Source organism: Streptomyces sp. NPDC098781 (assembly GCF_044759995.1).
Classification (GTDB): Bacteria; Actinomycetota; Actinomycetes; order Streptomycetales; family Streptomycetaceae; genus Streptomyces.
On sequence record NZ_JBIWAK010000004.1, the window covers coordinates 757,684 to 771,187 of the forward strand.

Annotated in this window: 13 protein-coding genes; 3 read left to right on the forward strand and 10 right to left on the reverse strand. The window is 69.7% G+C overall.

The window, feature by feature from the left end; translation table 11 throughout:
• Nucleotides 1-2: 2 nt before the first annotated feature.
• The 8 genes from ACIQWG_RS20345 to ACIQWG_RS20380 form a co-directional block, all read right to left on the reverse strand.
• A complete protein-coding gene (locus ACIQWG_RS20345) occupies nucleotides 3-902 on the reverse strand; it encodes a DUF5936 domain-containing protein (RefSeq protein ID WP_404097484.1) in 900 nt (299 codons plus the stop codon).
• Between the two features lie 16 nt (nucleotides 903-918).
• Entirely contained in the window at nucleotides 919-1,866 is a 948-nt protein-coding gene (locus ACIQWG_RS20350; protein ID WP_404097486.1) for a type II secretion system F family protein, read from the reverse strand.
• Between the two features lie 9 nt (nucleotides 1,867-1,875).
• Nucleotides 1,876-3,213 carry a CpaF family protein gene (locus ACIQWG_RS20355; RefSeq protein ID WP_404097489.1) on the reverse strand — a complete coding sequence of 446 codons (1,338 nt, stop codon included), beginning with the start codon at nucleotides 3,211-3,213 and terminating at the stop codon, nucleotides 1,876-1,878.
• 12 nt (nucleotides 3,214-3,225) lie between these two features.
• Nucleotides 3,226-3,585, reverse strand: coding sequence for a TadE/TadG family type IV pilus assembly protein (locus tag ACIQWG_RS20360; protein WP_404097491.1), 360 nt, complete (start codon nucleotides 3,583-3,585; stop codon nucleotides 3,226-3,228).
• 1 nt (nucleotide 3,586) lies between these two features.
• On the reverse strand, nucleotides 3,587-3,958 hold the full coding sequence (locus ACIQWG_RS20365) for a TadE/TadG family type IV pilus assembly protein (RefSeq protein ID WP_404097494.1): 372 nt from the start codon (nucleotides 3,956-3,958) through the stop codon (nucleotides 3,587-3,589).
• On the reverse strand, nucleotides 3,955-5,220 hold the full coding sequence (locus ACIQWG_RS20370) for a CpaE family protein (RefSeq protein ID WP_404097496.1): 1,266 nt from the start codon (nucleotides 5,218-5,220) through the stop codon (nucleotides 3,955-3,957). Before ACIQWG_RS20370 ends, ACIQWG_RS20365 begins: the two co-directional genes overlap by 4 nt.
• Before the next feature lie 9 nt (nucleotides 5,221-5,229).
• Entirely contained in the window at nucleotides 5,230-5,937 is a 708-nt protein-coding gene (cpaB, locus tag ACIQWG_RS20375; protein ID WP_404097499.1) for a Flp pilus assembly protein CpaB, read from the reverse strand.
• A gap of 61 nt (nucleotides 5,938-5,998) precedes the next feature.
• Nucleotides 5,999-6,808 carry a hypothetical protein gene (locus ACIQWG_RS20380; RefSeq protein ID WP_404097748.1) on the reverse strand — a complete coding sequence of 270 codons (810 nt, stop codon included), beginning with the start codon at nucleotides 6,806-6,808 and terminating at the stop codon, nucleotides 5,999-6,001.
• Nucleotides 6,809-7,051: 243 nt separating this feature from the next.
• On the opposite strand from ACIQWG_RS20380, the gene ACIQWG_RS20385 reads away from it, so the two are divergent.
• Complete coding sequence (locus tag ACIQWG_RS20385; protein ID WP_404097502.1) at nucleotides 7,052-8,728, forward strand: chitinase; 1,677 nt, start codon at nucleotides 7,052-7,054, stop codon at nucleotides 8,726-8,728.
• Between the two features lie 12 nt (nucleotides 8,729-8,740).
• Here ACIQWG_RS20385 and ACIQWG_RS20390 read toward each other — a convergent pair whose 3' ends face one another.
• Entirely contained in the window at nucleotides 8,741-9,136 is a 396-nt protein-coding gene (locus tag ACIQWG_RS20390; RefSeq protein ID WP_404097504.1) for a hypothetical protein, read from the reverse strand.
• Between the two features lie 97 nt (nucleotides 9,137-9,233).
• Here ACIQWG_RS20390 and ACIQWG_RS20395 point away from each other — a divergent pair, with 97 nt between their 5' ends.
• Nucleotides 9,234-10,373, forward strand: coding sequence for a hypothetical protein (locus ACIQWG_RS20395; RefSeq protein WP_404097507.1), 1,140 nt, complete (start codon nucleotides 9,234-9,236; stop codon nucleotides 10,371-10,373).
• Nucleotides 10,374-10,379: 6 nt separating this feature from the next.
• On the opposite strand, the gene ACIQWG_RS20400 is transcribed toward ACIQWG_RS20395, so the two are convergent.
• On the reverse strand, nucleotides 10,380-11,702 hold the full coding sequence (locus tag ACIQWG_RS20400; protein WP_404097510.1) for an Nramp family divalent metal transporter: 1,323 nt from the start codon (nucleotides 11,700-11,702) through the stop codon (nucleotides 10,380-10,382).
• A 424-nt stretch (nucleotides 11,703-12,126) separates the two neighbouring features.
• Between ACIQWG_RS20400 and ACIQWG_RS20405 the strand changes: the two genes are divergently transcribed.
• Nucleotides 12,127-13,476, forward strand: coding sequence for a M14 family metallopeptidase (locus ACIQWG_RS20405; RefSeq protein ID WP_404097513.1), 1,350 nt, complete (start codon nucleotides 12,127-12,129; stop codon nucleotides 13,474-13,476).
• Nucleotides 13,477-13,504 lie beyond the last annotated feature (28 nt).

Consider the following 13,504-nt stretch of genomic DNA (forward strand, 5'->3'; position numbering starts at 1 on the left):
CTCTACTCCCCCGTCAGCGAACCGAAGTCCGTGCCCGACCCCAGCAGCAGTCCCGCCCCCAGCAGGATCATCGTCGCCGGGACCATGAACGTGGTGATCATCAGCGTGGCCCTCGGCACCGCGCGGGCCGCCTTCCGGCGGGCGTTCTGGGCGTCGGTGCGGCGCATGTCCTTGGCCAGCGCCACGAGCGTGTCGACGATCGGCGCGCCCAGTTCCTCCCCCTGCTGCAAGGCCGTGACGAACATGGCGACCTGTTCGGAGTCGTTGCGCCGGCGCAGTTCCGCGAAGGCCTGGCGGCGGCTCATGCCGAGGTCCATCTGGCGCAGGGTGATGCGCAGTTCGTCGGCCCAGGGGCCCTCGTACTTCGAGGCGACCCGGTCGAGTGCCTGGCGGAAGCCGAGGCCCGCGCTGACCACGACCGCGAGGACGTCCAGGAAGTCCGGCAGGGTGCGTTCGATCTCGTCCTTCCTGATCCGGATCGCCGACCATATGCCGACCTCCGTCCAGAAGGCGCCGAACGCCAGCAGCAGCAACGCCACCAGGAACTGTCCCCGCAGCAGGAAGACCAGGAAGCCGACCGCGCCGAGGAAGCCGTACACCGCGCGCCTGGCGGCGTAGCGGTCGATGGTCAGGCCGCCGGGGTTGCCCGCGAGGTCGATCCTGCGGCGGTACTTGGCGACCAGCTTGGGCCCCATCAGGCGCAGCACGGCGGGGGCGTAGCGCATGCCCATGCGGTCGACGAGCGAGTCGACGGCGCCGGTGCGGGTGGCGCCGATCTCCAGGGCCAGGGCGAGATCGCTGGGCAGCCTGGTCTCCGCCCGGTACATGCGGATGCCGGCGAACACGCCCCAGACGCTCAGGGCCATGACGGTCGCGAGCAGAAGTCCGATTCCGAGTTCCATCAGCTCTCCCCCGCCCTCAGACGTCGATCCGCGACATACGGCGGATCAGGATGAAGCCCACCGCGTACAGGCCGAACGCGATGAGCACCGCCGCCTGCCCCAGCGGCGACCCCGTCATACGGTCGAGGGCACCGTCCTTCACGCCGTTCATCAGGAACAGGGACCCGATGCCGAGCACGGGCACGGCGTACGACGTCATGCTCACCTGGGAGAGCTGGGTGCGGACCTCGCGTCGGGTCTCCTTGCGCTCCTCCAGCGTCTCGGTGAGGTTGCGCAGCGCGCTCACCACCTGGCCGCCGGCCCGGTTGGACAGGACCAGCGTGGTCACCAGGACGACCAGTTCGCGCGACGGGAGGCGTTCGGCGAGTTCCCCGAGGGCGTCGTCCATCGAGGCGCCGAGAGCGAGCTGGTTGGAGACCTTGGCCAGTTCCTCGCCGGCCGGGGCCTCCAGTTCCTCCGCGGCGAGGCCGATCGCGGTGCGCAGGGCGAGTCCGGCGTGGGCGGCGTTGGCGAGGATGCGGGCCAGTTCCGGGAGTTGGTTGATGAACTTCTCGATGCGTTTCTGACGCTGCCAGTTGAGGAACTGCACCGCCGCCCACACGCCCAGCAGTCCGGCGATCGGCCCGAAGAAGGGGGCCAGCGTCGCCTGGCCGATCAGCCACAGGCCGGCCACGGTCGCCAGCATGTAGACGAAGAACTCGCCGGGTGTGACGTCCAGGCCCGTCGCCGCCAGCCGCAGTTCGAGCTGTCTGCCCGCTTTCGTACGGCGCAGCCGGCGGTCCAGGTCGGCGAAGCGGCGGCGCCGGCCGCCGGCGCCGGTGAGCTGGCCGGTCGCGGACAGGCGCTCGACCAGGGCCTGCCGCCGGGCCCGCCCCGCGGCGTGGGCTTGGACGCCCGCCACGGCGAGCGCGCAGGTCAACAGCGCGAGGCCGGTGGTGAGCGTGATGCGGGTCTGGAGGTCCATGGTCGGGTCCTACCTGGCTTCTCGGGTCGCGAGTTCGAGCGGGGTCTGGGCGACGCCGAACGCCTGGGGTATCGGCTGGCTCGCCATGTACAGGCGGTCGGCGGTGCGGCGTGGCAGAGGGTGGTACGCGAAGCCGCCGTGGACGCGGCCGTCGGGTGTCATGGGCTGGGCGTTGAAGCGGGCGACGGTCACCAGCCGGTAGGGCTCGGCCCCGTGGCTGTCGAGGATGGCGATCTCGGTGATCCGGCGGGCACCGTCCGGGAACCGGGTCAGCTGGATGAGTACGTCGACGGCGCTGTTGATCTGGTCGTGCAGCGCCTCGAAGGGGACCGTGACGTCGGACATGGAGGCCAGCGTCTTCAGGCGCATCAGGGCGTCCTCGGCGCTGTTGGCGTGCACGGTGGCGAGCGAGCCGTCGTGGCCGGTCGACATCGCCTGGAGCATGTCGAGGGACTCGCCGCCGCGGACCTCACCGACGACGATGCGGTCGGGGCGCATTCGCAGGGAGTTGCGGACGAGGTCGCGGATGGTGATCTGGCCCTTGCCCTCGACGTTGGGCGGGCGGGACTCCAGGCGGATCACATGCCCCTGCTGGAGCTGGAGTTCGGCGGAGTCCTCGATGGTGATGATGCGCTCGCTCTCGGGGATCAGGCCGGAGAGGGCGTTGAGCAGGGTCGTCTTCCCGGTGCCGGTCGCGCCGGAGACGATGAGGTTGAACTTGGCCTGCACCAGCCCGGCGAGCAGATACACCATGGGTTCGTCGAGGGAGCCGAGGCCGACCATCTCGTGCAGGGTGAAGGAGCGCGGGAAGCGGCGGATCGTCAGGGTCGCGCCGGTCAGGGACAGCGGCGGGATGATGACGTTCACCCGCTCGCCGGAGGGCAGCCGGGCGTCCACCATCGGGTTGGACTCGTCCACGCGCCGGTTCACCGTGGAGACGATGCGTTCGATGGTCTGCATCAGCTGGTCGTGGGAGGGGAAGCGGAGCGGCAACTGCTCGACCCGGCCGCCTCGTTCGACGAAGATCGCGTCCGGGCCGTTCACCATGATCTCGGTGATGGAGGCGTCCTCCAGGAGCGGTTCCAGGATGCCGAGCCCGAGGGCCTCGTCGACCACCCGGCGGATCAGCTGGGAGCGCTCGACGGTGGACAGCACCGGGCCCTCGCGGCTGATGATGTGCCCGAGGACGCGTTCCAGGCGGGCCCGGCGCTCGGCGGCGGCCAGCGAGCTCATCTCCGCGAGGTCGATCTCCTGAAGCAGCTTGGCCCGGTAGGAGGAGACCAGGTGGCCGTCCTCGCCCCGGCTGCCCTGCTCCTCGGGGGAGTTGATGCGTGACCTCAGGCTCATGTGGGTCCTCGTTCAGTGGTCGAGCGGCATGGTCGCGGTCTTCTGGGCGGGGTCGAAGTCCCAGCCGGGCACGATCGACGGGATCTGGACCGTGGCGGTGACGGTGACCTGGTCGCCGCCGGATGCCTCGGAGCAGTCGGTTCCGTCGGCGAGCCAGCCGCTGACCGCGTTCCGGCAGCCCTCCTGGGCGGTACCGGGATCGAGCGAGGCGGCCCGCGCCCCGGCCCTGGCCGCCGTACCCGCCTGCTGGGCGGTGTAGGCGATCAGACCGATCTGCACGCCGGCCAGGGCGACGAGGATCAGGACCGGGATGAACCCGAGGTACTCGATGGCGACCTGGCCGCGGTCCCGGACCTTCGAGTCGTACGACATCTCAGTCCTCCTCCTGTACGGCTCCGGCGTGCCCCTCCACCGTGAACGGGAAGCCGATCGCGCCGGGGAAGAGGACGGGCACCCGGAGCTTCACGTCCGCCGTGACATAGCCCCCGCTCGCCCCGCACTTCACTGCGGCATCCCCCTGCCACGAGTCCGGAAGATGCTTCAACCCGGCCTCCTCGCAGGCCGACTGCCCCTCCGAAGCGGTCCCCGCCCGCACCGCCTCGTCGGCAGCATTCCCCGCGAGCGTGAACGTGTACCCCACCAGCACGCACTGCCACAGCAGCACCAGCGTCAGGATGATCAGCGGCGTCATGCCCAGAAACTCGATGGCCACCTGACCCCGGTCGTCCCTGAGCCGCGCCCTCACCGCCCGATCTCCTTACGCCTGCGGAAGGTCAGCGCCGCCCGGTCCGCGCCCCGCGCCCTGCCCTCGCGGCGCTGCTGGGCGGCCCCCTCGGTGCCCTTGACCAGCCCGAGCTCGCCCGCGAGCGCCCAGAGGGCCTGTTTGACGGTGCTCTTGGCGTCCAGTTCGTGCACCCGGCCGGCGTCGACGGCGCTCTGGAGTTCCTTGAAGTTGGCGGGGATCGCGGTGGCGGCGATGCCGGTGCCGGTGATGCGCTGGATCAGGGCGGGCTGGATCTCCGCACCGCGGGTGTGGCGATTGACGACGATCATGGTCTCCTCCGCCTTGCGGATCTGGAGCCGGTCCCACATCCGCACCGTGCGCTTGGCCCCGCGGACGGCGACCACGTCGGGCGTGGTGACGAGCAGCGCGGTGTCGGCCGACTCCACGGCGGCCGCGCTCGCGCCCGACAGCTGGGCGCCGCAGTCGATGACGACGACCTCGTAGCGGGAGCGCAGGGCGCCGACGATGTGCCGGGCGGCCCGGTCGGTGACCTCCTCGCCCCGCTCGCCGTCGCCCGGCGCGAGCAGCAGCGCCACGCCCGTGTCGTGCCGGAACACCGCGTCGGCCAGCACCCGGGGCGTGATGTCGTTGATGGCGGCGAGGTCGACGACCGAGCGGCGGAACTGGATGTCGAGGTAGGAGGCGATGTCGCCGGTCTGGAGGTCCATGTCGAGCAGCGCGGCGCTGCGGCCCGACGCCTGGGCGGCGAGGGCCAGCTGGATCGCCGTGAGGGTGGCCCCCACGCCGCCCTTGGCGCCGCTCACCGTGACCACGGTGCCGCCGACACCGCTGAACACGTCGCCGCCGGCGCCCAGATGACGGCGTACGCCCATCGACCACTGGGCCACCGCGTTGACCCGGCTGGCCAGCTCCTCGTAGCTGAGCGGCAGCGCGACCAGCCCTCGTGCCCCGTAGTCCATGGCGGCCTGGAAGAGGCCGGGGCTCGCGTCGGAGGTGACGAGGATGACGCCGACCGCCGGGAAGCGCAGGGCGACGTCCCGGATGAGCTCCAGGGCCGGGACGGGGCCGATGCGTTCGTGGACGACGACGACCTCGGGGAGTTCGTCGATGGACTCGGCGGCAAGCCGGGCGAGGGTGTCGACGAGCTGGGTGGAGTCGGTCACCGGGGCGACCGGCTCGGCGTCGGGGAGCTGGCTGAGCAGCGTCGTGAGGGACCGGACCGCGTCCGCGTCGCCGACGGCCGGGAGGATCCTCGTGGGCATGGGGGCCTCTCACTTGTCCTTGGCGAGTTCGTACGTGCGGTTCGTCGCGGGGATGTCGGAGTCGGCGCCGGGTGCCACCAGGGCGAGCCGGACCTCGTCGGCGAACGACTCGGCGTACGTGATGCGCTGGGCGTCGATCGGCTCCAGCGCGAAGGTGATCGGGACGGCCTCGACGGGCTGCCGGCCGCCGTCGTCCTCGTCGGGCTTGAGCGAGGTCAGCTCGCCCACGTCGATCACCCGGGCGTTCTCGACGATGAGCTTGGCCTGGTCGGGGTCGCCGTCGTTCTTGCCCTCGAAGGTGGCGTAGACGTTGACCTTGGAGCCGGGGGTGATCTTGCCGGCCACGCCGGTCGCCGCGTCGATCATGATGGCGATCTCCTGCTCGCCCGACTGGAGGGCGGGCTGGTCGACGATCATGTCGCTCTGGAGCAGGGAGCCCTGCTTGAGGGTGGTGACGGCGATCTTGCCCTGGATCTCGCGGAGGCTGGTGACGGCGTTCTTCGACAGCCAGCGCTCGGGCATCTCGATCTTCTCGAACTGGCCGGCGCTCAGCGGGGTGTAGGGGGCGACGTTCCGTTTGAGCTGGTAGGCGGTGACCTCCGGCCCGACCTTGGACTTCACGTCGTTGATGACGGACAGGACGCCGGCGAAGGCGCCGAGGGCGCAGACGATCGACAGGAGCAGGAGTATGACGCCGCGGCGCTGACGGGAGTTCATGAACCGTGCAACCTCATTGGGGGAATCGGTCGGGGGCGGTCGGGGTGGGGCTCGGGTCAGGTCAGCCTGCGCGGGCCGGCTGCTCGTGGGTGGGCGGGACGGCGGAGCAGAAGACGCAGCGGTCGCCGATGACGTCGATGCCGCACCAGTGGCAGGAGTTCTGCCGTACGGAGGTGACCAGCTGGTAAAGCACCGACAGGTCGGGCAGGTAGGCGCAGAACTCGATCAGTCTGGCCGTCGCCCACCAGGCGGCCGACTCGGCGGGCAGGACCACCTCGCGCAGGCCTTGCGCGTTCCAGGACTTGGCCAGGGTGGCGGTGACCCAGTCGGACTGGAGCTGCCCCTGGGCGACCAGCATCGAGGTGCCGAACTCCGGGCCGGGGAGGGTGACGCCCGGGGCGACGCGCACGAGCCGCGGGGCCGGGTGGGCGAGGACGCCGAACTGGCTGCCGGGCATCCAGGACTTGGCGTGCGACTTGAGGTCCACCGGGACGCGGTCGAGCTTGGCGACGGACCCGAGCAGCGCTCCGGCGTGGATGTAGTGGGTGAGCAGCCGGCCGGCCGAGGCGAGGATGCCGGGGCTGAGGTCGCAGGAGGCCAGCTGGCGCAGCTGGCGGGCGAGGACGGCGAGGCCGAGCGGGGGAAGTCCGGGCCGGAACACGGCGATGCGGTCGCTCTCCAGCAGGGACCGTACGGTGTGCAGGCGTTGCTGTACGGCGCGGGGGGCGGCGTGCGAGCAGACGACGATCACATGGCCGTGCTGCTCGACGAGTGTCTGCATGCCCGCCAGCGACCGCTCCAGCGGCTCCTGTTCGAGGTCCTGGAGCACGACGGCGGGCACGGTTCGTTCGTCCTGCGCCGGCAGCGCCATGTCGGCGCTGGTCACGGCAATGGCAGTTGGCACGCGCAGCTCCCCGATGACTTCATTGCGTGACTGTCTGAGCACTGTATCCACGGCTCGATGGCCGGAGAACAGCTTCTCTCCAGCCGAGAAGCAACTCCTCTCATACAAGTCACGCCAAAACGGGGCAGGTTGCGCACACGATTTCTCCACCACCGGAATCTCTTGACAGGTGAATTGGTCTGGACCAAGTTGTTCGACATGTCTCTTGTCATGTCCATACGCAGCAGATTCGGGGCAGGAGCGGTCGCCGCCGCCCTCGCCCTCACCTTCCTCGGCGCGGGCCAGGCGTCCGCGGCGGACGTCAACAACGCCAAGAACGCCGGTTTCGAGTCCGGCCTGACCAACTGGACCTGTTCCGCGAACAGCGGCACCACCGTCTCCTCCCCGGTGCACGGCGGCGCGACGGCCCTGAAGGCGACCCCGGCCGGGCAGGACAACGCCCGGTGCACCCAGGCCGTGGCGGTGAAGCCCAACTCCACGTACACGCTGAGCGCCTGGGTCCAGGGCGGCTACACCTACCTGGGTGTGACGGGCACGGGCACCACCGACGTGTCGACCTGGACGCCGGACTCCTCGTCCTGGAAGCAGCTGTCGACCACCTTCACCACCGGCGCCTCGACGACCTCGGTGTCGGTGTACACCCACGGCTGGTACGGACAGGCCGCGTACTTCGCGGACGACGTGTCCGTGTACGGCCCCGACGGCGGCGGTGGCACCGACCCCGAGCCCACGATCCCGGGGACGCCGAGCGGGCTGTCCGTGTCCGGCACGTCCTCGTCATCGGTGTCCCTGGCCTGGAACACCGTCTCCGGCGCGAGCGGCTACAACGTCTACCGGGGCGGCACCAAGGTCACGGCGGTCACCGGCACCTCGGCGACCGTGACCGGGCTCGCGGCCTCGACGTCGTACTCCTTCCAGGTCACGGCGACCAACGCGGCCGGTGAGTCGCCCAAGTCGGCCACGGTGACGGGGACGACCACGTCCGGTCCGGTGGGTCCGGCCCTGCCCAAGCACGCGGTGACCGGCTACTGGCAGAACTTCAACAACGGGGCCACGGTCCAGAAGCTCGCCGACGTCCAGTCCCAGTACGACATCATCGCCGTCGCCTTCGCGGACGCGACCTCGACGCCGGGCGCGGTGACCTTCAACCTGGACTCGGCCGGGCTGGGCGGCTACACCGTCGACCAGTTCAAGGCGGACATCCGGGCGAAGCAGGCCGCCGGGAAGAAGGTCATCGTCTCGGTGGGCGGCGAGCGCGGCACGGTGGCCGTGAACGACTCCGCCTCGGCGGCGAACTTCGCGAACTCGGTGTACACGCTGATGCAGACGTACGGCTTCGACGGCGTCGACATCGACCTGGAGAACGGCCTCAACGCCACCTACATGACCCAGGCGCTGCGCTCCCTGTCGGGCAAGGCGGGCTCGTCGCTGGTCATCACCATGGCGCCGCAGACCATCGACATGCAGTCGACGTCGAACTCGTACTTCCAGACGGCCCTGAACATCAAGGACATCCTCACGGTCGTCAACATGCAGTACTACAACAGCGGTTCGATGCTGGGCTGTGACGGCAAGGTCTACAGCCAGGGCTCGGTGGACTTCCTGACCGCGCTGGCCTGTATCCAGCTGGAGGGCGGTCTCGCCCCGTCCCAGGTCGGGCTCGGGCTGCCGGCCTCGACGCGGGGCGCGGGCAGCGGGTACGTGGCGCCGTCCGTCGTGAACAACGCCCTGGACTGTCTGGCCAAGGGCACCAACTGCGGTTCCTTCAAGCCCTCGCGGACCTATCCCGACCTGAGGGGCGCGATGACCTGGTCGACGAACTGGGACGCGACGGCCGGCAACGCGTGGTCGAACGCGGTCGGCCCGCATGTGCACGCGCTGCCGTAGGCGTCGCCGACCTCACCCCATCGGACGGTAGTGGCCGAGCACCCAGGCGAGCTGCGGGAACCACTCCTGCAAGCGCGCCCGGGGCTTGGCCTCCACCACGCACTCGTAGAACCGGCCGTCCATGTGCACCACGGCGACCATCAGCGCCTTGCCGTCGGGGCTCGCCCTGTAGTGGACGCCGCGGATCTCGGGCCAGCGGAACTCCAGCGTGTGGCCGGACAGCTCGAAGACGACGCCGGAGACGTCCACGACGACCGCGTTGCGCTTGTCGACGGCGAGGAACTCCGGTCCGGCCGGTGCCGGGGCGGGGTGCGGCGAGACCGGGGCGTACGCGGGCGCCACGGGCGGGTACGGCGGTGGGGGTGGGCCGAAGCCCGGCACGGGAGGCGGTGGTGGCTGCTCGGTCATCCGTGGGTTCCTTGGTCCAATGCTCGCTGTGCTCACGGTGAACTTCTCGGTGCTGCGGTGACATTCTTCCTCGCCGATTCGAACACGATGGTTTGCTGTGCTCGTGGAACACGACGAGGAGCGCTCCGAGGCGCCGGGACGACGGCTGCGGCCGAGGCTGCGGACCGTGGTGGTGGCCGGTGCAGTCGGCATCGCGTGCGTCGGGGTGGGCGCGGCGCTGCTCGGACCCGGGGGCGACGACACTCCGGCTCCCGACCCCACCTCCAAGGCCGAGCTGGCCTCCATATTCAAAGACCTGCTGCCCAAGGGCAAAATCACCGATCGGAGCCGACCGCGCACGGGGTACGACCCGTTCGTCGCCGAGGTCGTCCACGACGACGGCGAGGGCCCTGCGGCCATCAGCCTCTCCTTTCACTACGTCGAACCGGGCGTCCAGGCCGAGATGACCATCGGCTGTCCGACCGTGAACCAGTCGGAGTCCGAGAGCTGCGTCACCACTACTCTGCCCGACCGGTCGCGCGTGACAGTGCTCAAGAGGTACGCATATGGCGACGACCGGCGCCTGGACACCAAGCGTTGGTCGGCCGATCTGCTCACCCCGAGCGGGCACTACATCTCCGTCACGGAGACGAACTCCCCCGCCCCGGAGGGCGCTCCCGTCAGCCGGGCCGAACCTCCGCTGTCCGGAGCCCAGCTGAAAGCGCTGGTCTCGGCCGGGGTGTGGCGGAGGGTCGTCGAAGCCGTCGTCGAGGAGCAGCAGCGGCGCCCGGTGCCGACGTCCACGCCGAGCGAGGGCGAGGGGCCCACGGTGGCCGCGATGACGGAAACCCTCGCCGCGCTCCTCCCCAGGGACCGCAAGGTCTTCGAAACGCGCAGCGACTACCCGTACGTCGATGTCTTCGACGCCAAGGCCGAGAACTTCGTCCCGATCGAGACCAGGGTCCTGATCGACGTCCAGCAGGACACCCCGTCCGACGTCACCGACGAGGCGTACGGCGCCGACGCCGAGACCCTGCCCGACGGCACCAGGGTCGCCACTCGCAGGGGCCCGGGTGACAAGGGCGTCGAGGCGAGCGTGATGTGGACCGTCGACACCCTGCGGACGGACGGCCTCCGCGTGGTGATCAGTGCGTACAACCCCGCCAGCCGTGGCGTTCCGGCCCGCTCGGCCCCGAATCTGACGATGGAGCAGCTGCGGGAGATCGCGCTCAGCCCGAAGTGGGAGCGGTTCCGGTAGGGGCAGCTAGAAGAACTCCGACCACGGCTGGTCCCAGACCTGCTTCACGCACAGCACCAGGAAGAGCAGACCCGCGATCGCCAGCATGGCGTTGCTCAGCGGACCGTTGCGCCACTCCCTCGGGGCGCGGGAGGAGTTGAGGAGCCAGAGCAGGGTGCCGGCCAGGAAGGGCATGAACGCCGCGCCCAGCACGCCGTAGACGATGACCAGGCGGAACGGCTGGTCCTGGAAGAGCAGGACGATGGGCGGGAAGGTCAGCCACAGCAGGTACGCGCGGAACGGCCAGGAGCGTTCGCGTGCGCCGGAGGCTACCTCCGCGCCCTTCTGCTCGCCCTGGCCCCGGAAGCGGGCCACGAAGTCGGCGAACATCAGGCTCACGCCGTGCCAGACGCCGATCAGGGAGGTGAACGAGGTGGCGAAGAAGCCGATCAGGAAGAACTTGGCCGTCGCCGTGCCGTACTCGGCCTCCAGGATGTCGCCCAGCTGGATCAGGCCCTTGTCGCCGCTCGCGATGGCGACGTTCGCGGAGTGCAGCAGTTCGGCGCCGACGAAGAGCATGGCCACGACGAAGATGCCGGTGGTGGCGTAGGCGACGCGGTTGTCGAGCCGCATGACCTTCATCCAGCCGGTGTTCGTCCAGCCCTTGGCGTTGACCCAGTAGCCGTACGCGGCGAGGGTGATGGTGCCGCCGACGCCGCCGATCAGACCGAGGGTGTTGAGGATCGAGTCCTTCTCGTCGGGCAGGACGGGCAGCAGGCCCGCGAAGGCGTCCCCGAGGTTGGGCGTGACCCGGATCGCCAGGTACACGGTCACCACGAACATGACGCCCACCAGGACCGTCATGACCTTCTCGAAGACGGCGTACTTGTTGAACCAGACGAAGACCAGTCCCACCAGACCACAGGCGATGGCCCACCACTTCAGGTCCATCACGTCCGGGAACAGCGCCTGCAACGGCAGCGCGCTGGACGACATCGCGGCCGCCCCGTAGACGAAACCCCAGATCACGACGTAGACGACGAAGAAGTACGTGGTCCAGCGGCCGAGGCTGGCCCAGCCGTCGAAGAGGGTGCGGCCGGTCGACAGATGCCAGCGTCCCGCCGCCTCGGCGAGGGAGATCTTCACGAGGCAGCCGATGATCGCGGCCCAGAGCAGCGTGTACCCGAAGTTGCTGCCCGCGATGAGGGTGGCGACGAGATCGCCGGCTCCGACACCGGTCGCGGCGACGACGATGCCGGGACCGAGGTACCGCCAACGGGACGTGCCGGGTGGGGGGTTGTCGCCGGAGGATGCCTCAGTGGACGTGGGGTTTCCTGTGGTGTCCGCCATGCAGATCAAGAAACCGTAAAGAGGCCGGGGCGACAAGAGGGCGGGAGCGGGTGATCTGCGGGCGGTCCGACGGGGGCCGGGTGACGGCCGTGAAACTACGGCCGATCGGCCAGGGAGGCGGAGGGTGCGCCGGTCCCCGCCGTTCCGCCGCTCCCACCGCTCCCCCCTTGCGCGGATCACCACACTTCCCTCGCCTCGCACCACCCCGCACGCCCGGATCACCCCGGTGGGTGGACTTGCCCGGGGACCGCGCCGCGCGGAGGCCGTACGCGTACACTGCGCGGCCGATTTTGGGATGGTTCACGCCATCGGCACCCCGCCCACCCTTGACCTGTCCATGCCACCGCCGCACGATGAGCGCCACACCCGCACCAAGTACGTACGTCGCACTGAACCCCACCCCCCACTCCCACGAGGAGAATTCATGCGACTTCGCATACGCGGCTCAGGCACCGGGAGCGGCAGACGCACCGCCGCCCTCGCCGCGCTGCTCGCCCTCGCCCTCGCGGCGCCCGTCTCGGCGAACGTGACCGCGTCCGCCGACAGCGCCACCAAGGCAGCCCCCTCGGCGGACGACGTCCGGCAGTACGAGGTCCATACGCACTCGACGGCCAAGGACCGCACGGCACTTCAGCGGACCGGCGTCACCGTCGACGAGGCCCACGGTCACGGCGTGGTCGTCTCCGGCCGCGCGGACCAGATCAAGAAGCTGAGGGCACTCGGCTACGAGGTCACCCCGCTCGGCGCCGTGCCCGACCGGTCCGCCGGCGAGGACGACGTACGCCTCAACGACTTCCCGTCCGGCGACTCGCGCTATCACAACTACGCGGAGATGACGAGCGAGATCAACTCGCTGGTCTCGGCCAACTCCTCCATCGCGAGCCAGCGGGTCATCGGCACCTCGTACCAGGGCCGGAACATCGTCGCCATCAAGATCAGCGACAACGTCGGCACCGACGAGGCCGAGCCGGAGGTGCTGTTCACCCATCACCAGCACGCCCGTGAGCACCTCACCGTCGAGATGGCGCTGTATCTGCTGCGCGAGCTGACGTCCGACTACGGCAGCGACTCCCGGGTCACGAGCATGGTGAACAACCGCGAGATCTGGATCGTGCCCGACCTCAACCCGGACGGCGGCGAGTACGACATCGCCACCGGCTCCTACCGTTCGTGGCGCAAGAACCGGCAGCCCAACTCCGGTTCGTCGGCCGTCGGCACCGACCTCAACCGGAACTGGAACTACCGGTGGGGCTGCTGCGGCGGTTCGTCCGGGTCGACGTCCTCGGAGACGTACCGCGGCGCGTCCGCCGAGTCGGCGCCCGAGGTGAAGGTGGTCGCGAACTTCGTGCGCAGCCGGGTCGTCGGCGGCAAGCAGCAGATCAAGGCCGGGATCGACTTCCACACCTACAGCGAGCTGGTGCTGTGGCCGTTCGGGTACACGTACTCCGACACCACGACCGGGATGACGGCCGACGACCGCAACGCGTTCGCCGCGGTCGGACAGAAGATGGCCGCGAGCAACGACTACACGGCCGAGCAGGCCAGCGATCTGTACATCACCGACGGGTCGATCGACGACTGGCTGTGGGGCAACCAGAAGATCTTCTCGTACACCTTCGAGATGTACCCGAGGTCCGGGGGCGGCGGGTTCTACCCGCCCGACGAGGTCATCGAGCGGGAGACGTCCCGTAACAGGGACGCCGTGCTTCAGTTGCTGGAGAACTCGGACTGTATGTACCGGTCCATCGGCAAGGAAGGCCAATACTGCGGCTAGGCGCACATGTTCGGTGTTCTCGGTGGCC